Here is a 20,748-nt window from a genome sequence, read left to right on the forward strand (position 1 = left end):
CTTTCATCGTTAACTCATTCATTGAAAATGGTCATCGAATATTTTCTTTTTTCACCACACACAGCACTTACATAAAACCTCGACCACAAGCCAAATTAAACAATCAATGGGGAAAATCGTGACACTTCACGCTGATCTGAAAGACTACCTCGAATCCTGCGTTGCCGAACTGAATTTGCCCCAGCATCCATACTTCAAGAAACTATGTTCCGGCGAAATGTCGAAGCAGCAATTCTTGAAAAGCCAGATCGAGTTCGCGCCGATGGTTTATTTTTTCAGCCGGCCAATGGCACACGTCATTGCCAGCATGCCGGAGGCCGCGTCGCGAATCTCGCTGGTCGAAAATCTATGGGAGGAGCATGGAAAAGGTGTCCCGGAACAGATGCACGGCCAGACCATCCTGACGCTGATTGACCGTCTTGGCGGCGATTCGTCGTCGATCGATCTGAATGCTCCGTCGCCCAATGCCCGCACTTTTAATGAAACGCTTCGCGGTGTTTCGTCGTTCCAGGATTATCGCTTCGCCGTATCGATGTTCGCGGGAATCGAACGAACCTTCGTCGATATCTCGACGATGATCTTTCAAGCGATCGTCGATCGCGGATGGCTCGACGCAGCCCAGATCACGCACTACGGAGCGCATAAGGAGCTGGATATCGGACACGCTGAGGATTTTCTAAGAGTCGTCAACAGCGACTGGAACGATGTCCGTTTCAAGCCTTTAATCAAGGACGGTGCGCGATTCGGCTGCCACTTGTTCGCCAATACCTATATAGGCTTTTACAATGGCATGCTTCATTGACGCGCAAGCCTGATTGCCGGCGGCCGAACGCTGACAGTTGGCACGCCACCTGATCCTGCCCTTGCCCATTACATCGGCAACATTCCGTATGGCGAAGTCCGGCAAAGCTCTGGTGCGAAAAAACTAGCGCTTCGCCGCTTTTTCGCACCGCGAGCATCAGGCTCCGTCAAGACATGTCAGGACAGCAGCGCATTGGCCACCGCTTCGCGCTCGAGCCCCGCCATCATCGCCAACCCTTCATGCAGCGCCGGAAACAGACTGCGGTTGAAATTATTCCAGCGCAACTCGAGAATCGTGTCGCGCTCGTCGATTTCGGTGTTCAGCACGTCGTGAATCACTTCGCCCGAATCGACGCCGTTGTCGACATAGTGAAACGACGCGCCCGTCATTCTGACCGGCTCGACCGGCACACTCTCCATCGTTTGCCAATCGACGACCTTGCGCCCGCGCGCGCCGTGTAGCGCATCGAGCGTCGCATATGCGCCGCGCCGCTCGTAGGGCGAATCCGCACGCGTGATGCCCGGATGGATATTGACGATCCGCCGGCAATACGGCGCGCCCGGGCGCACCAGCTCGTCGAGAATCACGAGCAGCCCGTCGAGCACGACGAGATCCGCGCCGAGCCCGTCGAGCGTCTCGCGCAGGCGCGCTTCGAATGCGCGCTTGCCGGCCGGCCGCGCGGGCGAATCCAACGGTTCGCGCCGGTATTCGGACGCCATCGCGAACAGCAGATCGTTGACGAGCCGTCCCTGCACGCGCAGCTCGGGCGGATAGAACCAGCGCTTGCCCGGCTCGTATGCGAAGCCGTATTCGGCAAGCTTCTCGCGATCGCGCGGCGAGTTCGCATCGTCGTCGTAGATCACGCGTTCGAGCGAATAGGCGTCACCGAGCGCGGTGTCGTTGAGCGCTTCGACGAGCGATTCGAGCACCGATTTCATGTAGCGCTTGCCGCCCTTGTAGTCGATCTGTTGGCCGGCCTTGTCGGCGGCGGCGTTGCGCAGCGACCAGATGTAGACGAGTTTTTTCTTTGCCATTGCAGCGTTGTCCTGTGGTTGGCGCGGCGCGCCGCCGCGCCGCGCTTCGGGATGAAGAAGCAGGATGAAGAATCGGCGGGCGGCTCGCGCCGCGCTCACCAGTTGTATTTCGCCGACGCCATCACGGTGCGCTGATTGCCGTACATGCACACCGAATACGACTGGCAGCCGCTCACGTAGCGCCGGTTGAACAGATTCGTCGCGTTGAGCGCGAAACGCCAGTTGCGCAGCTCGTAATGCAGCGCCGCATCGAAGAGCGTGTAGCTCGGCACCGATATCGAGTTGTCCGCCGCGCCCGCGGCCGCGCTTTGATAGCGCACGCCCGCGCCGACGCCGAAGCCCGTGAGCGGCCCGTTGCGCCACGTCCAGTCGGCCCACAGCGACGCCATCTGGCGCGGCCGCGGCACGTCGGTCGGCCACATGTTCAGCGTGTTGTCGGTTGCCTTCACGTTCTTCACGTCCTGGTACACATACGCGGCGATCACCGACAGCTCGCGCGTCAGATTGCCGACCGCGCTGAACTCGATGCCGCGCGAGCGCACCTCGCCCGCCTGGATCACCGTGCTGCTGGTCGGGTCGTTCGGATTGCTCATCGCCACGTCGGTCTGGTTGATCTGATACACCGCCGCGTTGAGCATCAGGTTCTTGCCGGGCGGCTGCCAGCGCAGGCCGGCCTCGATCTGGCGCCCCTTCGTCGGCGTCGCGAGCCCGCCTTGCATCAGCTTCAGGCCGATCTGCGGATTGAACGACGTGGCGTAGCTGATATACGGCGCCAGCCCGTAATCGCCGAGGTACGTCAGACCGGCGCGGGCGCTGAACGCATGGTCGTTCTGCTTGAAGCTCGCCGCATTCGCGATGTCGTCCTGCGTGGTGCGGGTCCAGTCCTGCCTGCCGCCGAGCGTCAGCACCCAGCGCTGCCACTTGATCTGATCCTGCGCGTAGAGGCCGAACGCGTTCAGCGTGGTATGCGTATCGGTGCGCGGGTATGCAGCGTCCCCGCCGAAGATGCCGATCGTAACCGGCGCATAAACCGGGCGGTACATGTTCAAGCTCGGCGCCTTCGCGAGCCATTCGCTATCGGTGGTCGTCTGCCGGTTGTAGTCGAAGCCGAACAACAGCGTGTGCGCGAACGGGCCGGTCGTGAATTTCGCCTGTGCCTGGTTGTCGATGTCGAAGCGGCTGTAGTTGAACTGGAACACGCCCGCGTAGCGGGTCATCGACGCCATCGTCGGGTCGGCGTCGTCGATCCCGCCGCCGTACACCGACGCATCGTCGAGCGACAGATGCATCCAGCGCACGTTCTGCCGGAACGTCCACACCGGGTTGAGCCTGTGCTCGAACTGATAGCCGATCGACCATTGCTTCTTGCGGTAATGATCGAAGTTCGCATCGGCCGTATACAGATCGCGCGAGATCGTGCCGTTCGGGTTCGGCAGCACCGTGCCCTGGGCTGGCAGGAAGTTGCTCGACGTGTCGCCCCAGTCCTGCAGATAGGTCGCGGACAGCGTGAGCGACGTGTTCGCGTTCGGCTGCCACTTGAGCGACGGCGCGAGCGACACGCGCTGATCGGCGAGCGGCCCGGTCTGCGCGTTGCCGTCGCGGCCGACGCCGACCACCCGATACGACAGCGTGCCGTCGCGGCCGATCTTGTCGCCCACGTCGAACATCAATTGCTTGCGCGCGTAGTTGCCGATCTGCACGCCGACTTCGCGAATGCGCTCGCCGTTCGCGAGCTTGCTCTGCACGTCGACGGTCGCGCCCGGATCGCCCTGCCCGTACAGCACCGAGGTCGGCCCGCGCAGCACGGCAATGCTGTCGATCATGTACGGATCGACGCGCCAGCTCGACAGGTTGATCGTGTTCGGCACCTGCAGCCCGTCGACGAACACGGTCGGCGTGAAGCCGCGCAGCGCCGAATACCAGTCGGAGCGGTTGTCCGAGCCGTAGCTCGAGAAGCCGGGGATGTAGCGAAACGCCTGGTTGATGTCGGTCGCGCCCGTCGCCTCGATCTGCTGTGCGGTGACGACGTTGATCGTCTGCGGAATCTCGACGATCGGCGTATCCGTTTTCGTGCCGCTCGTGCTGCGCCGCGCGACGAGGCCGACGACCGCGTCATGCTGCTTGCTCGCGTTCACCGAAATCGCGGGCAACGTGCCGCCCGCCGCGGTGGCCTGGTCCGCAGGGTTGCCCGACTGCCGCGCCGCCGCGCCCGGCTGCGCCGCCTGTGCGTGCGCATGACTCGCGCCCGCCGCATAAAACGCCACGCCCGCCGCAGCCGCGATCGCACGCATGCGCGTGCTGGTTGCCCACTCCATCTTCCGTTGCTCCATGTTGCAAAGCGGCCTGCCGGCCGCGCTTCGTCAAAGAGCGATGGCCATCCGGCCGTCGCTCACCCCGTTGTTATGTCTTGAATCGTGTCGCGGCCGCGCGTGGCCTTCGGCCCGCGCGGCGGGCGCGCGCCCGGCGAGCGACGCGGCGATTTCGTCGGCGCGCCGGGCGAGCACCGACAGCAGCGTGTCGGACAGCCCGTGGCTATCCTCGCAGCATCCTTGCAGATAGATGCGCGGCTTGAAGTGCGCGGGCGTCGCGAGCCGGTAGTCGCGCGCGACGCCCGCCGCGAGCGCGTCGCCCAGGTGCGGCGCGAGCGAATCGAGCAGCGCGGCATGCGCATCGCGCCGGTAGCCGGTCGCCACCACCAGCGCGTCGAACCGCTCGGTGCGCGCGTCGCCCGTCAACTGGTCGCGCAGCACCAGCTCGATCTGCCCGTTGCCCGCACGCTCGGCCGACTCGATCGCGGCATTCGCGAGCAGGCGGTGGCGCGGCGCGCCGCACACGCGCTGCAAATAAAGCATTTCGTAGATCTGCTCGATGAGCGGCCGGTCGACCACCGCGTAATTGGTATCGCGAAAGCGCTCGAGCAATGCGCGCCGGCCGCTCGCCGGCTGCGCGTAGACGACGTCGGTGAATGCCGGATCGAAGATCTCGTTGACGAACGGGCTGTCGTCGGCCGGCTTCAGCGCGCCCGAGCGGATCACGAGGCTCGCGTCGACATGCGCGAAGCGACGCGCGAGATCGACGAACACCTCGGCCGCGCTCTGCCCCGCGCCGATCACGGCAACCCGCACGGCCGCGCCGGGCGCCGACGCGCCCACGATCCGCTCGATCGACGTCAGATAATTCGACGAATGGACGACGCGCTCGGCGCCGAGCCTCGCGAGCACATCGGGCATGTTCGGCGCGCCGCCGACGCCGATCGACAGCGCGTGCGCGACGCGCTGCCGCTCGCGTCCCTCGCGGTCGCGCGAAAACACACGCAGCGCTTCGATCACGCCGCTCGCGTCGCGCGCCGCGACAGGCTCGACGGCCGTGACGGTCTCGCCATAGTGGACGCGATCGTCGAACGCGTTCGCCACCCAGCGCAGGTAGTCATGAAACTCGGTGCGGGTCGGATAGAAATTCTTCAGATTGATGAACTCGTTCAGCCGGCCGTGCTCGTACAGGTAATTGATGAATGTGTAGCGGCTTGTCGGATCGCGCAGCGTGACGAGATCCTTCAGAAACGAGATCTGCATCCGGCAGTCGTCGAGCAGCATGCCGCGATGCCAGCCGAACTCGGGCTGCCGCTCGATGTAGCAATGCGCGAACGACGCGGCGTGATCCGCTTCCGCCAGGCGCACGGCGAGCGAGAGGTTCGACGGTCCGAAGCCGACGCCGATCAGGTCGAATACGGTATCTCTGTGCATGTCTCAGGTTCCCTTGGCAAGATGGCCGGCGCGCGCGATGCGCCGGCAGGAAAAAATACGGCGCGCGCCGCACGGGCGGCCCGTGCGCACGGGGTAGGAAAAGTAACGCTCAGTCGGCATCGCGTGCGTCGGCCACCGGTTGAATCGCTGGTTGATAGGGCGATGGGTCCGCCGGCCGACCCGTCGGCCGGGCGGCCGCCCGAGCCGGCGGCGCCGCTTGCGACGCGCTTGCGATGCGCGCGCCGAGCGCGGCGAAACTCGGCGCGGCGAACACGTCGGCGATCGATACGGACCAACCCGCCGCGCCTGCCGCGTCGACGAAGCGCACGACGTCGAACGACGTGGCGCCGGCTTCGAACAGATCGTCGTTCAGCGCGGGCGCGGTGTGCCCGAAACAGGCGCGCCACACGTCGGCGAGTGCGTGCGCGGCGTGCCGAGCGGCGTGCGCGTGCGCGCCGTCGTGCGGCCGCGGCGCGACGGCAAGCGGATCGTGCGCGGCGAGCGCGAAGCGCGCGCCGGACGCGCCGAGCGCGTGCAGCGGCGCATCGACGAAGCGCTGCACCACGTCGAGATAGTCGGCCGCGAGCGCGGCGGCGAACGCCTCGTCGACGCGCTCTTTCGCATACGAGAACGCGCCCGTCACGCGGCCGTCCGGATGTTCGACGATATCGAGTTCCAGTTCGAACACGACGTGATGCCGCACATCGTTGAACGCATCGATCGAGAGTCCCGCCCAGTCGCGCGCGGCCGTGCCCGCCGGGCGCAGGTAGTTGAACATCACCTGGAACAGCGGATTGCCGTTGACCGCGCGCGGTGCGCGCAACGCGGCGACGACGTCGGCAAACGGCGCGTCCGCGTGCGCATACGCGGCGAGCGCCGCGTCGCGCACCGTGGCGACGAGCGTGGCCGGGGTATCGGCGCCCGACAGCCGCGTGCGCACGACCACCGCGTTGATGAACAGCCCGAGCGCGCGCTCGGCGGCTTGGCCGGTCGGCTCGCGCGTCGACGCGAGCACGCCGACCGGCTGGTCGGTTGCGCCGGTCGCCCGGTAGAACGCCGCGTTGAGCGCCGCGTGCAGCAGCATCGGCAGCGTCGCATGCGCATCGAGCGCCATCTCTCGCGCGCGCTGCACGAGCGCGCCGTCAAGCTCGAACGCGATGCGCCCCGCGTCCCAGCGCGGCGTGGCGGCGCGGCCCGTGCGCGGCGGCGGCAGCGTGTGCGACGGCACGCCCGCGAGCGCATCGCGCCAGAACGGCAGATGGGCATGCGGCGCGGCGCTCGGCAGCACGGGAACGTCGCCCGCGCGGGGCGGCTCGTTCCGTTCGACAGGCGCGGGGTCGTCAAGCGGCGCCCCCGTCACCCGCGCGACGTAGGCGGTGCGCACGTCGTCGAGCCATAGATCGATCGACTGGCCGTCCGACACGATGTGATGGACGACCAGCGACAGCACGTGATCATGTGCGCCGAGCCGGATCGCGCGCGCGCGCCATAGCGGCGCGTCGGCGGCCAGATCGAACGGCGTGAGCGCGTCGTCGTCGGTCAGTGCGACGGCGGCGGCCAGCCGGGCCTCGCCGTCGGCCGGCGCGACGACGCCCGCATCGGCGCATGCGCCAGCGGCTGCCGCAGCCTGCGCCGTCAGATCGACGACGGGCAATGTGAAGGGCTGCGTCGGCACGATCCGCTGGCCCGGCGTGCCGTCGGCCCGCTCGACAATGCGCGTGCGCAGCGCCGGATGACGGGCCGCCGCGCGCGCAAGCGCGCCGGCGAGCGCGTCCACGTCGAGCGGGCCGCGCAGCCGCAGCGCGACGGGAATGTTGTACGCGGAGCTATCCGGCTGCGCGCGCCACAGGAACCACAACCCGCGCTGCGCGGCCGATAGCGGCAACGCGCCGTTCGTGTCCGGCGCATACGGATCGGGCCGGGCGTGCGGCCCGGCGCCGGGCGCGGGCTGCACGGGCGCGGCGCTCGCCGCGCGCTGCGCATACGCGGTGAGCACCGGCGCTTCGAACAGCGCGCGGACCGGCACGTCGCGCGCGAGCCGCTCGGCCACGCGCGTCGCGACTCGCACCGCGGCAAGCGAATGGCCGCCCAGCTCGAAGAAATGATCCGCGCGGCCGATGCGCTCGACGCCCAACACCTCGCGCCAAATATCGGCGAGCACCGCTTCGTCGCCAGGCTGCGGCGGTTCGTATGCGCGTGCCGTGTGCGCGGGCGGCGGCAGCGCCGCACGGTCGACCTTGCTGTTCGCATTGCGCGGCAGCGCGTCGAGCACGACGATATGCGCGGGCACCATGTAGTCCGGCAGCGTACGGCGCAGATGCGCATCGAGTTCGGCCGCGTCGGCGCGGCGGGCCCGCTCTTGCGCGTCGCCCGTCAGTTCGACATAGGCGACCAGCCGCGCGTGCGCGCCGTTGCCGAACACCACGGCGACCGCCTCGCGCACGTCGTCATGCGCGGCAAGCTGGGCCTCGATCTCGCCGAGTTCGATCCGCAATCCGCGCAGCTTGACCTGATGATCGATACGGCCGATGAAGTCGAACACGCCGTCGGCGCGGCGGCGCACCAGATCGCCCGTGCGGTAGAGCCGCGCGCCCGGCGCGCCGTAAGGATCGGGCACGAAGCGCTCGGCCGTGAGCGCCGGGCGCGCCAGATAGCCGCGCGCCACGCCGATCCCCTCGCCGCCCAGGTAAAGCTCGCCGGTCACGCCGACCGGCAGCGGATTCAAGCGCGCGTCGAGCACGTGCGCGGTGCGCGCGCCGACCAGCGTGCCGATCGGCAGATACGCGGCATCCGCGAGCCGGGCCGGGTCGTCGCCGGGCGCAAACATCCAGAGCATGGGTGTGATGACGGTCTCGGTCGGCCCGTAGCCGTTGACCACGCGCGCGTTCGGAAACGCGCGGCGCATCAGCGCGAACGCCTCGCGCGACGTCGCCTCGCCGCCGACCGTGATCGAGCGCAGCGTCGGCGGCGCGCCATGCTCGAGCGCCCACTCGGCAAGCTGCGTCGCGCAGCCGGGCGGCACATAGGTCATCGTCACGCCGTCGCGGGCGATCAGCGCGCAGGTGCGCGCGGGCGGCCATAGCGTGTCGGCCGTCACGGTGACCGCCGCGCCCGACATATATTGCGAGAGCCAGCCTTCGTGCGCGCCGTCGAAATTCACCGACTGGAACAGCAGGAACACGTCGCGCCCGGTCACGCCGTAGCGCTCGGCAATCGCGTCGCAATGGCGCGCGAATGCGCCGTGATCGACGACCACGCCCTTCGGCTTGCCCGTCGACCCGGACGTGTAGATCACATACGCCGCTTGATGCGGCGACACGTCCGGCAGCGCGACGCCGTCGATCTCGGCGTCGGGAACCGGTTCGTCGACGAGCCACGCGCGCGTGGCGCCGGTCAACGGCAGCGCGTCGATGCTGCCGCGCTCGGTGATCACGTGCTCGATGCGCGCGTCGTCGAGCATCTGCGCCAGGCGCTCGCGCGGATGGCCCGGATCGAGCGGCACGAACGCGCCGCCCGACTTGAGCGCGGCGATCAGCGCGATCAGCAGATCGACGGAACGCGACAGCGCGATGCCAACGCACGTCTCCGCGCGCACGCCGGCCGCGACGAGCCGCCGCGCAAGCCGCGCCGCACGTTGTTCGACCTCGCCGCGCGTCAGCACGCGCTCGAGATCGGCAATGCCGCGCGCGTCGGCCCGAAGGCGCGCTTGCTCGGCAATCCGGTCGTGGACCGCGATGAACGCGCGCGGCCCGGCGTGGTCCATGGAGCCGGCGCGGCGGACGTCGATGCCGGCGGCGGCATCGACCGCGCCGTCGCGCCGCTCGCCGTTCCACGCGGCCAGCTCCCGGCGCTCCCAGGCCGGCAGCCATTGCAGATCGCCGATCGCCGTGCCCGGCGCATCGGCCGCGTGGGCCAGCAGCTCGCCATAGCGCGCGGCAAGCCGCTCGATCGCATCGGCATCGAAGATATCGGTCGCATAGATGAAGCGCGCGTCGAACCCGCCGTCGTCGCGTTCGTCGATGCTGAGCGTCAGGTCGAATTTCGCATACGGCATCCCGGACGGCAGCTCGGTCACACGCACGCCGGCGAACGACGGCAGCGCGCGCCGCGCGCCATACGCGGCCATCACCTGAAACAGCGGATGATGGCTTGCGCTGCGCGCCACGCCGAGCGCGTCGACGACCTGGTCGAACGGCACGTCCTGATGCGATTGCGCGTCGACGAGCGCACGCTGCGTCGCGTCGACGAGCGCGTCGAACGCGAGCGTCGCGGGCGTCTTGGCCGCTAGCGTCAGCGTGTTGACGAAAAAGCCGACGAGGCCCGCGGTTTCGCTGCGTTCGCGGTTCGCCGCCGGCACTCCGATCCGGATCTCCGGCTCGCCGCACGCGCGGGCAAGCAGCGTCGCGAGCGCGGCAAGCAGCACCGCGAACGGCGTGGCGCGGCGCGCGCGGGCCAGCGCGCGCAGCCGCGCAGCGAGCGCGGGCGGAATATCGAACGCATGGCGCGCGCCGCGCGCACTGCGCCGCGCGGGCCGCGTGGCCGCGCCGGGCAGCGGCAACGCGTCGCGGCTTGCGTCGAGCGTCGCGCGCCAGTACGCAAGCTGGCGCTCGCGCTCGCCCGCATCGAGCCAGCGGCGCTGCCAGAGCGCGTAATCGGCGTATTGGATCGGCAGCGGCGCGAGCGACACGGCCGCGCCGGTTGCATACGACTGATAGAACGACGCCAGCTCCGCCAGCATCACGTCGGCCGACCAGCCGTCCGACGCGATGTGGTGCGTCGTCAGCGCGAGCCAGTGCGTGCGGGCGTCGAGCCGGATCAGATGCGCGCGCACGAGCGGGCCGTGCGCAAGATCGAACGGCTCGGCCTCGTCGCGCGCGGCGACGGCCGATGCGAGCGCATCGCGCTGCGCCGCGTCCGCGTCCGACAGATCGGTGACGCGCCACGGGCAGCGCATCGGCGCGCGCACCGTCTGCAGCACGCCGTCGCCGTCCTCGGCGAACGCCGTGCGCAGCGCCTCGTGACGCGCGATCAGCGCGTCGCACGAGCGGCGCAGCGCATGCGCGTCGAGCGTGCCGTCGAGCCGCAGCCGCTCGGTGATGTGATACGCGGCCGGCTCGTCGAGCAGGCGCGTGTGCAGCCAAAGACGCGTTTGCGCGAACGAAGCCGGCACGCTCGCCGTGCGCTCGCCGCGCGGTGCGATCGGCAGCATCCGGAAATCGATTCCCGCATCGCCGAGCTTCGCGAGAAACTGCTTGCGCTGCGCATCGGGCAGCCGCGCGAAGCGCTCGGCAAGCGACAACAGATCGAAAGAAGCGCTCATGCGGATTCCTTATTGGGTTTCAAGCTCGCCAAGCAATGCGTCGATCGCGCTCGCGGCGTCGCGCCCGCGGTTCGCGTCGCGGGCGCGGTCGATCGCCGCCGCGCAACGCGCGAGCGTGCGCTCGTCGAAGATCGTGCGCAGCGGCAGCGTCAGCGCCCATTGCAGGTTCGCCTGCGCGTTCGCTTGCGCGGCGAGCAGCGAATGGCCGCCGAGCGCGAAGAAATCGTCGTCGCGGCCGATCTCGCGCACGCGCAGCACGCGCTGCCAGATCGCCGCGAGCGCGCGCTCGGTATCGGTGCGCGGCACGTCGGCCGGCCGCGCGTCGAACACCGGCTCGGGCAGCGCGCGGCGGTCGCATTTGCCGTTCGGCGTGACGGGCAGCGCGTCGAGCGCGACGAGCCGCGCGGGCACCATGTACGCGGGCAATTGCGCGCGCAGTTGCTCGAGCAGCGCGGCTTCGTCGAACGCGGCCGGCACGGCGCACGCGACATAGCCGATCAGCCGCTCGTCGCGCACGATCACGACCGCATCACGCACCTGCGCCGCCGCGCGCAGCCGGGCTTCGATCTCGCCAAGCTCGATGCGCTGGCCGCGCAGCTTCACCTGCGTGTCGATCCGGCCGAGATAGTCGAGCGCGCCGTCGGCGAGTCGGCGCACGAGGTCGCCGGTCCGGTAAAGGCGCGCGCCGGCGTGCTGCGGATCGGGCACGAAGCGGTCGGCCGTCAGCGCCGCGCGGCCGAGATAGCCCCGCGCGAGCCCCGCGCCGCCCAGATACAGCTCGCCCGTCGCGCCGAGCGGCGCCGGATGGAGCGCGGCGTCGAGCACGTGCAGTTGCACGTTCGCGATCGGATGGCCGATCGGCACCGAGCCCGCGCGCGCATCGTCGTCCGTGCAGGTCCAATGCGATACGCCGATCGCCGATTCGGTCGGCCCATACGAGTTGTGAAGCCGCACGTGCGGCAGCCGCGCGGTCACGCGCGCGACCAGCTCGGGCGCAAGCGCCTCGCCGCCCGCGAAGATCGTCTTGACGCTCGCGCAGCGCGCGGCAGCGCCGGCCGCGGCGAAATCGTCGAGATACGCGACGAACGCGGCGAGCATCGACGGCACGAAATGCAGCGTCGTCACGCGATGCGCGTGAATCGCGTCGACCAGCCGGGCGGGATCGCGATGGTCCGCGGGCGCGGCGATCGCGAGCGTCGCGCCGACCGCGAGCGGCCACACCGATTCCCACACCGACACGTCGAAGCCGAACGGCGCCTTGTGCAGCACGACGTCGTCGCATGCGAGCGGCGACGCATCCTGTGTCCACGCAATCCAGTTCGCGAGCGCGCCGTGCGTGTTGCCCGCACCCTTCGGCTGGCCGGTCGAGCCGGACGTGTAGATCAGATACGCGAGTTGATCGGGCGATACGTCGGCGCGCCGCGGCGGCAGGCCGGCGGCCGGATGCGCGAGCAGCGCGTCGAGCGTGAAGACGGCGGCTTCGCTGTCCGCGCACGCCGTATCGATACGCGAACGCCATTGCGCCTGCGTGATGACGACGGGCGGCTTCGCGTCGCCGAGCAGGTACGCGATCCGTTCGTCGGGATAGTCGGGATCGATGGGCAGATACGCGGCGCCCGCCTTCAGCGCGCCGAGCAGCGCGATCAGCATGTCGAACGAGCGCTCGGCGCACAGCGCGACGATCGAATCGGGCCGCACGCCGGATGCGCGCAGCGCCGCCGCCACGCGGCCCGACTGCTCGTCAAGCTCGGCATAGGTCAAGCGCCGGATCGCGCCGTCGCCGCCGGCCATTTCGAGCGCGACCGCGTCGGGCCGCGCGCGAGCCGCCGCCTCGAATTGCTCGTGCAGCGGCGCGCGCCGCGCGTCGGGCCAGCTCACGCCGGTCGCATTGCAGCGGGCGATCAGCGCGAGATCGTCCGCTTGCGCGCACGAGATCGTGCCGAGCGGCGCGTCCGGGTCCGCGATCAGGCCGTCGATGCAGGCGGCGAACGCGCGGTGCAGCGCCCGCACGCGCGCGCCGCTGATTCGCTGCGGATCGTAGCCGTAATCGATCGACAGCGTATCGCCGGCCTCGATGCCGAGCGTCACCGCGAAATCGGTCGCCTCGATGTTGCGCAGCGCGCGCATCTGCAGCGCGCGCGGATCGTGCCCCTGCCACGCTTCGTCGACCGGGTAGTTTTCGAACACGATCAACGTGTCGAACAGCGCGCCGCCCATTCCCGCCCACTGCTGGATTTCGTAAAGCGGCGTATGCGCATGCTCGAGCGCGGCCGCGTTGTCGCGTTGCAGGCCGACAAGCCACCCGCGCGCGGCAAGCTGCGGCGACGGCGCGGTGATCACCGGCACCGTGTTGATGTAGAGGCCGAGCACCTTGTCGGCGTCGGGCAGCGCGTGCGGCCGCCCCGCGACCGTCGCGCCGAACGCAACGGCCGTGCGATGCGTGACGCGCTGCAATGCGAGCGCCCACGCGCCCTGCACGATCGTATTGACGGTCACTTGCAGACGCCGCGCGGCATCGGCCACGCGTGCGGTGTCGGCGGCGGACCATGCCGCGCGCCAGTTTGCACGGCTCGGCGCCGCGTGGGCTGCGTGGGCTGCGTGGGCTGCGTGGGCCGCTTGGGCCGCGTCGCCGGCCGCGGCGCTCTCGCGCTCGGCCACGCGGGTCGGCTCGTCGAGCCGCGCGAGGCGCTCGAGCCAGAACGCGCGATCCGCGTCGGCATCGCGCCGCGCGAGCCACGCGATGAAATCGCGATAGCGCTCGCGCGCCGGCGCGGCAAACGGGTTCGCGCGCGGCGGCTCGATATAGTCGCGCAGCACCTGCGCGAACAGGCTCGCCGTGCTCCAGCCGTCGAGCAGCAAATGATGGCGGGTCCAGACGAGCCGCCATTCGGTCTCGCCGGTGCGAATCAGCGTGACGCGCATCAGCGGCGGCGCCGCGAGATCGAAACCGCGCGCGCGGTCGCCGGCCAGCCACGTGTCGAGCGCGGCATCCAGGCTCGCGGCGTCCGGATGCGCGCCGCGCCAGTCGACCAGCTCGACCGGCATGCGCGCCTGCCGGTGGACGATCTGCATCGGCTTGGCCTCGTGCGCGGCGAAACCGGTGCGCAGGATGTCGTGACGCGGCACCGCCGCGTCGAATGCGGCACGCAGCCGCTCGACGTCCGGCTCGACGAGCGTCGCGACGAGCTGGTTCACATAGGTCGCGCGCTCCGGCGCGAGCAGCGTATGGAACAGAATCCCCTGCTGCATGGGCGACAGCGGATAGATATCGTCGATGGCGCGCGCGTCGAACGGCAGCCGGTCCAGCGCCGCCTGCGTGAGCCCGGCCGCCTGCGCGAGCGGATAATCGCCCGGCGTCGCGCCCGCGCCGCGCTCGGCCACGCGCGCGGCGCACGCCGCCGCCAGTTCGCGCAGCGCCGCGTCGAACTGCGCGGCGAGCGCTTCGATCGTCGCGCGCTCGAACTGCGTCGCGCCGTACACCCAATGCACTTTCAACGCGCGTGCGTCATGCGCGTCGACATACGCGTGAATCGCGAGCGCATTGCCGAGCGGGCCGGCCGGATCGCGCTCGCATCCTGCGCCGCCGAAGCGCGGCACGAGTGCGGCGTCGCGCGGCGCGTCGAACTGGCCGAGGTAGTTGAACGTCACGCGCGGGCGCGGCACCTCGGCGAGCGCGGCGCGCGCCGCGTCGTCGCCGTAATGGCGCAGCACGCCGAAACCGAGCCCCTTGTTCGGCACCGCGCGCAGCGTGTCCTTCACGCCCGCCAGCGTCGCTTCGGGCGTCGCGCCGATCGCGAACGCCACCGGATAATGGCTCGTCAGCCAGCCGAGCGTGCGGCTCGCATCGATATCGTCGAACAGCGGCTCGCGGCCGTGCCCTTCGAGTTCGAGCCGGCACGACGCCGCGCCGGCGTGGCGTCCGAGCGCGGCGGCAAGCGCCGCGATCAGCAACTCGACCGCGTGAGTGCGATACGCGGCGTTCGCGTCGGCCAGCACCTCGCGCGTGAGCGCCGCGTCGATGGTTTGGATCACCACGGCGGCGTCGGCGTTCGTCGCCGCCGCGCCGGGGTGGTCGAGCCGGAGATCGTCGCACGGACCGGCGAGCGCGCGCCAGTAAGGCAACTCAGCCGCGAACGGGCCCGCGCGATCGCGGGCCGCGCGCGCGAGCCGCGCCGCCCAGTCGGACGCGCTCGCGCCGGCCGGCGCGAGCCGCACCGGCCGGCGCTCGCAGGCGGCACGGTACGCGGCGTCGAGATCGTCGAGCAGCAGCCGCCACGACACGCCATCGACAATCAGATGATGGATCGCCAGATAAAGCTTGGTCGCGCCGCCGGGCAGCGCGGCCGCGAACGCGCATGCAAGGGGGCCGTGCGTCACGTCGAGCGTGCATTGCAGCGCGTCGAACTGGGCGAGCGCGTCGGCCTCGTCGCGCGCGGCGGCCGCCGCGAGCGGCAGCGAATCGAATGCGCGCGGCGCGTCGGCGCACAGCCAGGCGCCGTTCGCACCGGCCGGCGCGAAACGCTGCCGGAACACCGGATGCTGGGTCAGTACGGCGTCGAACGCGCGCGCGAACGCGTCGAAATCGAACGCGCCGGCGACGTCGAGTTCGATCGACTGGTTCCAGTGGCCGCGCCGCGGGATATCGAGCGCGAAAAAGCGCAATTGCGCGGGCGTGAGCCCGTTCTCCCGCGCGGGCTCGCCGGCGGGCCGTCCGGCGGCGGCCGCGTCGGCCTGCGCCGCCGCGCCGTGCTTCGGCACGGCGGCCGGATCGATCGAGGTGGCCACGCGCGCAAGCTGCGCGAGCGTCGGCGCATCGAACAATTGTTTCGGCGTGAATTTGACGCCGCGTTTGCGCGAGCGCGCGATCACCTGCAACACCAGAATCGAATCGCCGCCCAATTCGAAGAAATTGTCGTGGCGTCCGACGCGCGGCGCTTTCAGCACGTCGCGCCAAACGGCCGCGAGCACGGCCTCCCGCTCGTCCTGCGGCGCATCGGCGTCGTGCGCGCCGGCGGCGGGAATCGCGGCCGGCGCATGCGCGAGCGCGCGCAGCGCCGCGCGATCGACCTTGCCGTTCGCGGTCACGGGCAGCGTAGCGAGCACGACGATCGCGGCGGGCACCATGTAATCCGGCAGGCGCGCGGCCAGCGCGTCGCGCAGCGCGGCGCCGTCGAGCCGCGCGCCGGCCGCGGGCGACGCGAAACCAACCAGGCGCAGCCGCGCGTCATGCTCGACGGCCAGCGTCTCGGCCTGCGCGACGCCGTCAAGCGCGCGCAACGCGGCGCTCACCTCGCCCGGCTCGACGCGATAGCCGCGAATCTTCACCTGATCGTCGAGCCTTCCAAGAAAATCGATCCGGCCGTCCGCCCGCAGCCGCACGCGGTCGCCGGTTCGGTAGACGCGCCCGCCCGCGCCGTGCGGATGCGGCACGAAGCGCTCGGCGCTCGCCGCCGCGCGCTGCCAATAGCCGCGCGCCACGCCCGGGCCGCCCAGATACAGCTCGCCGATCGCGCCGACCGGCACGCTCGCGCCGTGCGCGTCGAGTACGCAAGCGTGCACGTTCGGCAGCGGCCGCCCGAGCGGCACGTTGCGCGCGGAGCCGCCGGCGGCCGTGCGCAGTGCCGCCTGCGCCGGCGCGGACGTGTCGCACACGAGCGCGCCGACGCTCGCCTCGGTCGGCCCATAGTGATTGATCACGCGGCAGCCGGGCTTGAGCGCGGCAATCCGCTCGACAAGCGCCCACGGCAGCGCCTCGCCGCCCATGACGAGCGCGTGCGCGGGCAGCACGTCGGCGGCGCGCTGCGCATCGAGCAGCGCGTGCAGATGGCTTGGCACGATTTTCAGCACGCCGACGGCGCGCGTCGCCATTTCGTGCGCGAAGCGGTCCGGATCGAACGCCGCTTGCGCGGGCAGCAGATGCAACGTGCGGCCCGAGCACAGCGCGCCGAACAGCGTCGTGTGCCCGAGATCGGCCGCCACCGTCGACACCATCGCCATCGACGCGCCGGGCGCGAACGCCAGCTCGTCGAGCATGCCCGCCACGTAATCGGCAAGCGCGCGGTGCGAGACGACGACGCCCTTGGGCTCGCCGGTCGAGCCTGACGTGAAAATCAGGTACGCGGCCTGCTCCGGATGCGGCGATACGCGCGGCGCGGCGTCATGCGCGAGCGACGCGTCATGCGCGCATGCGTCGACGTCGAAGAGCGCGATGCCGCCGAAGCCGTCCAAACCGCCGGGCGCGCCGGATTCGCCCGCCACGAACATTCGCTGCGCGCCGCACGCGGCGAGCGCCGCGGCGATCCGCTCGCGCGGCGATGCCGGATCGAGCGGCACCGCGCACGCACCGGCCTTCAGCACGCCGACGAGCGCGACGACGAAGCGCGCCGAGCGCTCGACGCAGATCGCAACGGGCGTCTCCGCGCGCGCGCCGTCGCGGCGCAGCGCGAGCGCGACTCGGTTGGACGCGTCGTCCAGCTCGGCGAACGTGAGCTGCGTGCCGGCGTCGGCGAGCGCGATCCGGTGCGGATGCTCGGCCGCCGCCCGCGCGAACGGCGCGAGCACGTCGGAGTCGGTCGCGAGCGGCCGGCCGGCGAGCCACGCGTGCGACGCGGCGCCGCTCGTCCCCGCCATCGCCACCGCCAGTTCGACGATCGCGCGGCTTGGATCGCGCACCGCGTCGTCGACCAGCGCCGCGATGCTGTCGAGCCACGCGTGCGCGGTGGCATCGTCGAGCGCGTCGCGCGCATATGCGGCGACGAATTCGATGCCGCGCGGATCGTCGGTGAAATCGAGCGCGAAATCGAAGCGCGCGGCCGGATCGAGCCCCGGCGCCATGCGCACTTGCGCGTCCGGCAGCGTGCACGACAATTCGAGGTCGAACTGCTGCGCGAACTTCACGCGCAGCCACTCGTCGCCGCGACGCACGGGCGGCTTCACCGCATCGACGACCTGGTCGAACGGCACGTCCTGATGGGCGAACGCGCCGAACGCCGCGTCGCGCACCGACGCAGCCAGCGATTCGAACGACTGCGCGGGCGATACACGGGCACGCAACGCGAGCGTGTTCAGAAACAGACCGACGAGCGGCGCCGTTTCCGCCCGCGCGCGTTGCGCGATCGGCGCGGCGACGACGAGATCCCGCTCGCCCGTCAAGCGGAACAGCCACGCATCGAATGCGGCGAGCAGCACGGTAAACGGCGAAGCATGCAGCCGCCGCGCGAGTTCGCGGACTGCGCAGGACGCGCCGGCCGACAGGCGCCGCGCGATCCGGCCGCCGCGGTAATCGCGCTCGGCGGCGCGCGGCCGGTCGAGCGGCAGCGCGAGCGGCGCCGGCGCATCGGCGAGCGCGCCGCGCCAATACGCGAGCTGGCGCGCGGTCTCGCGCGCGTCCAGCGCATCGCGCTGCCACTGCGCGTAATCCGCATACTGGATCGGCAACGCGGGCAGCTCCGGCTCGCGGCCCTCGGCCCATGCCGCATATGCGCGGGTCAGTTCGCCGAACGCGCAACGCGAACTCCAGCCGTCGCTCACCGCATGGTGGGCCGTCAGCAGGAAACGCTGCGCGCCATCGGCAAGCGTGACGAGCAGCGCGCGCACGAGCGGGCCTTCGGATAGATCGAACGGCGCGCTTGCATGATGCTCGGTCAACGCGTCGAGCCGCTCGCCGCGCGCCGGCTCGCCGCGCAGATCCGCCGTGGCGAGCCGTACCGGCAGCGCCGCGTGAATCCGCTGCATGACGACGCCGTCGTCGTTTTCGGCAAGCGTCGTGCGCCACGCTTCATGGCGGGCGATCAGCGTATCGAGCGCGCGCTGCAGCGTAGCGGGCGCGAGCGCCCCATCCACGTCCCAGTGGAACGACACGTGATAAGCGGCACCCGCATCCTGCGTGCGCGCGAGCACCCAGAAACGCTGTTGAGCGAACGACGCCGGGCGCTCGACAAAGCCCGCCACGGCGGGATGCGCCGCCGCCGCGATCATCGCGGGCGGCGCACTCGCGAGCGGCTCGGCGCGTTCGAGCCGCGCGGCGAATTCGGCGAGCGGCACGTCGTCGAAAATCGCGTCGAGCTGCAATTCGACGCGCCATTCGAGCCGGATTGCCGTCTGCAATTGCATCGCGGCGAGCGAATCGCCGCCGCGGGCGAAGAAGCGCTCGGCGCGGCCGAGCGGCGCGCGATCGTTCAACACGCGCTGCCACAGCGCGGCGAGCCGGCGCTCGGCATCGGTGCGTGGCGCGTCATAATCGGCGGCGGCCTCGGCGGGCTGCGCCGCGATCGCATCGCGCAGCGCCGCGCGATCCAGTTTGCCGTTCAGCGTGTACGGCAGCTTGTCGAAATACGCGAACCGGTGCGGCAGCCATGCCGCAGGCAAATGGGCGGCGAGATGCGCGCGCAGCGCGTCGTCGTCGAGCGCGACGCCGTCGCGGGCAGGCGGCGCGCTCGCGCCATCGGCCGCAACGACGCACGCAATCAACCGCGTGCGGCCGCCGGCCGTTTCGGCAAGCACGCCCGCGTCGCGCACGCCCGGATACGTGAGCAGGCACGCGGCAATCTCGCCCGGCTCGACCCGCACGCCGCGCACCTGAACCTGATCGTCGATGCGGCCCAGGTAGTCGAACGATCCGTCGGCGCGCTCGGCCGCGAGATCGCCTGTCCGGTAGATCCGCGCGCCGGGCTCGCCCGCCGGGTCCGGCAAGAAGCGCTCGGCGGTGAGCGCCGCGCGGCCGTGATAGCCCCGCGCGAGGCAGACGCCGCCGAGCAGCAGCTCGCCCGCTTCGCCGCGTGCGGCCGGCGCGCCGGCCGCGCCGTCCTGTGCGGTCACCCGCGCGACGCGCGGACCGATCGGCCAGCCGATCGGCAGCGACGCGTAGCCGTTAGCGGCGTCGAGCGCGGGCGTCGCGCCCGGATCGAGCGGCCACAGCATCGGCGAGATCACGGCTTCGGTCGGCCCATAGCCGTTGACGAGCCGAATCGACGCAAACACGGCGCGAATCTCGTCGAACGCGCTTTGCGGCATGGCCTCGCCGCCGAACAGCAGCACGCGCAGCGACGGCGGCACGCCGTCGCGCGCGCACACCGCCGCGAACTCGCGCAGATACGCGGGCGGCAGCGTCGTGTTCGTCACGCGCTCGCGCGTGATCAGCGCATGCGCGGCATCGGGCGCAAACGGCGGCGGATCGCTGATCACCACGCTGGCGCCGACGGCGAGCGGCACGAGCCACGCCTCGATCGCGACGTCGAAGTTCACCGATGCGAAATGCAGCACGCGGTCTCCGGGGCCGATCGGCAGCGACTCGGCAAGCGCGTCGCCATGCGCGGCAAGCGGGCCGTGCTCGACCACCACCGCCTTGGGCGTGCCCGTCGAGCCGGACGTATAGATCATGTACGCGGCCGCGCGCGGGTGGACCGCGTCGTCGCCGTATACGCGCGGCGCGGACGGCTCCGGATGCGCGGCGCTCGCCACGTCGAAGCACTGCGCGAAACGCGCGCGCATCGCGGCGTCGGCCGATGCGTCGACGATCCCGTGCGCGAGCCCGGCGTCACGCACGATCCAGTCGAGCCGCGCGGCCGGGTGACGCGGATCGAGCGCGACAAACACGCCGCCTGCCTTCATCACGGCGAGCAGCGCGACGAACAGGTCGCACGAGCGCGCGACGCATACACCGACCCGCACTTCCGTGGTCACGCCCGCTTCGCGTAATCGGGCGGCGAGGCGCGCCGCGCGCTCGTCGAGTTCACCGCGCGACAGGCGCACGGTGTCGGGCGCAAACGACGCGAGCGCGGGCGCGTCGGGCGCAAGCCGCGCGAGTGCGCGGATTCGTTGATGCAGCGCAGTCGGAAAGCTCTTCATAGG

Annotated in this window: 5 protein-coding genes and 1 pseudogene; 1 reads left to right on the top strand and 5 read right to left on the bottom strand. The window is 70.6% G+C overall.

The window, feature by feature from the left end; translation table 11 throughout:
• The first annotated feature begins 106 nt into the window (after positions 1–106).
• Positions 107–802 carry an iron-containing redox enzyme family protein gene (locus AQ611_RS10660; protein WP_197517115.1) on the top strand — a complete coding sequence of 232 codons (696 nt, stop codon included), beginning with the start codon at positions 107–109 and terminating at the stop codon, positions 800–802.
• Positions 803–978: 176 nt separating this feature from the next.
• On the opposite strand, the gene AQ611_RS10665 is transcribed toward AQ611_RS10660, so the two are convergent.
• The 5 genes and pseudogenes from AQ611_RS10665 to AQ611_RS10685 all read right to left on the bottom strand — a co-directional run bounded on the left by AQ611_RS10665 (position 979) and on the right by AQ611_RS10685 (position 20,745).
• The gene (locus AQ611_RS10665; protein WP_069235256.1) at positions 979–1,836 is read right to left on the bottom strand and encodes a formyltetrahydrofolate deformylase; all 858 of its coding nucleotides are present in this window, start codon (positions 1,834–1,836) and stop codon (positions 979–981) included.
• A gap of 95 nt (positions 1,837–1,931) precedes the next feature.
• The gene (locus tag AQ611_RS10670; RefSeq protein ID WP_069235257.1) at positions 1,932–4,151 is read right to left on the bottom strand and encodes a TonB-dependent siderophore receptor; all 2,220 of its coding nucleotides are present in this window, start codon (positions 4,149–4,151) and stop codon (positions 1,932–1,934) included.
• A gap of 45 nt (positions 4,152–4,196) precedes the next feature.
• On the bottom strand, positions 4,197–5,579 hold the full coding sequence (locus AQ611_RS10675) for a lysine N(6)-hydroxylase/L-ornithine N(5)-oxygenase family protein (protein ID WP_069234506.1): 1,383 nt from the start codon (positions 5,577–5,579) through the stop codon (positions 4,197–4,199).
• A 193-nt stretch (positions 5,580–5,772) separates the two neighbouring features.
• A pseudogene (locus AQ611_RS10680) lies at positions 5,773–10,899 on the bottom strand (amino acid adenylation domain-containing protein); the annotation flags it as partial.
• Positions 10,900–10,908: 9 nt separating this feature from the next.
• A complete protein-coding gene (locus AQ611_RS10685) occupies positions 10,909–20,745 on the bottom strand; it encodes a non-ribosomal peptide synthetase (RefSeq protein WP_069234507.1) in 9,837 nt (3,278 codons plus the stop codon).
• Between the last annotated feature and the right edge of the window lie 3 nt (positions 20,746–20,748).

The sequence above is a fragment of the Burkholderia singularis genome, from assembly GCF_001718875.1.
Taxonomy (GTDB): Bacteria; Pseudomonadota; Gammaproteobacteria; order Burkholderiales; family Burkholderiaceae; genus Burkholderia; species Burkholderia singularis.